This window comes from Aliivibrio sp. S10_S31 (assembly GCF_014694495.1).
GTDB lineage: Bacteria > Pseudomonadota > Gammaproteobacteria > Enterobacterales > Vibrionaceae > Aliivibrio > Aliivibrio fischeri.
Window position 1 is genome coordinate 1 of sequence record NZ_JAAUWR010000072.1, and the last position, 1,283, is coordinate 1,283.

At 34.2% G+C, this 1,283-nt stretch carries 1 protein-coding gene and 1 pseudogene; both read left to right on the plus strand.

Annotation, left to right across the window (positions count from 1 at the left end; translation table 11 throughout):
- Window positions 1-113: pseudogene (locus tag HC728_RS20215) on the plus strand (N-acetyltransferase); the annotation flags it as partial.
- 142 nt (window positions 114-255) lie between these two features.
- The gene (locus HC728_RS19580; protein WP_190395974.1) at window positions 256-1,071 is read left to right on the plus strand and encodes a DUF2726 domain-containing protein; all 816 of its coding nucleotides are present in this window, start codon (window positions 256-258) and stop codon (window positions 1,069-1,071) included.
- The last annotated feature ends 212 nt before the right edge of the window (window positions 1,072-1,283 follow it).

Consider the following 1,283-nt stretch of genomic DNA (forward strand, 5'->3'; position numbering starts at 1 on the left):
TGTGTTATTTGCAAGGCAATCGAGTAGGCGGTTTATATCGTAAATTTGGTTTCCAAGTAACATCAGAAGATGCTCAATTTGTTCATATGAACCGTGTGAGAATGTGCTTATAACAAATGCATCAACACGATTTGCTACATTCGGCATTCTAGATTTCTTTTGGTTTACCGCATTAAGTGGTAAATTTGGGCTAAATCTGCATGGTAGCAAACGTGTTATGCAGGCGTTATATGCAGTTCAAGTTATGGAGAGGAAATGGAAAAATTTTATATTTTAATGGGCTCTCAAGCATGGGCTGAAATTCTTGTACTCGTAAAGAATGAGCAAACTCAGTTGAGGAATAATGCTCTAGAATGGAAGAGAATATCTGCTTTACTTGAGAGTGAGTTTATAAAGTATGCAGGTACAGAGAAAAGTATTTTAATCGCTAAATTATGTAATGATTATATTAAGTTAGTACTTTCTGGCTATCTTGAAATATCTCAGAGTGGAATTATGCAAATTGAATCAATAGGATTCAAGGCATCTTTAGAACAGAGTGAGTCTGAAGCTTTAATTTTTTCTAAGATATGTAACCATTATGAAGAGGCTCTCAATTTTCAGTCATCTATAAATACGACTAAATTTGAGGAAACGAGTGTAAGCAATAAGAGTCATTCAAGTTTTGCTCGAACTGATTGGTTGATTCCTTTATTTAAAAGTGAACAAGAAGAAGTATTTTATGAAGCGTTAAAAAGTACGTATCCAAATTTCTTCATTTACCCGAATGTAGCGGTGAATAATATTTTTGATTTTGAACAGATTAAACCGCACTTACAAAGTAGTGAGCGAGATTACTTCTTAAAGGCTATTATTGATTTTGTTGTATATGACCCATCTGATCACACTCCTAAGTTCTTCTTTGAAGTTGACAGTTGTTATCATGACTCAGCTGAAGCAAGGATTAGGGATAATAAGAAAAATAATATCTTTAATGTTGCTGGCATCAAATTGCATAGAATAAGACTGAATTCCGATACTTTGATGCAAAAGTATGATTTTATGCAAGAAATCAAGTTAGTTACGGCGTAAGCATATAACAAATGCATCAACACGATTTGCTACATTCGGTATTCTAGGTTTCTTGGTGTTTACCGTGTTAAGTGGTAAATTTGGACTTAATCTGCATGGTAGCAAACGTGTTATGCAGGCGTTATAAGCACCGATTTATTAAGGTTATTTGAGCCAGAGGTAAAGGTTTGAAATTTTCTACGCGTTCAGCGAAAGATAGTGATTTTGAGTTC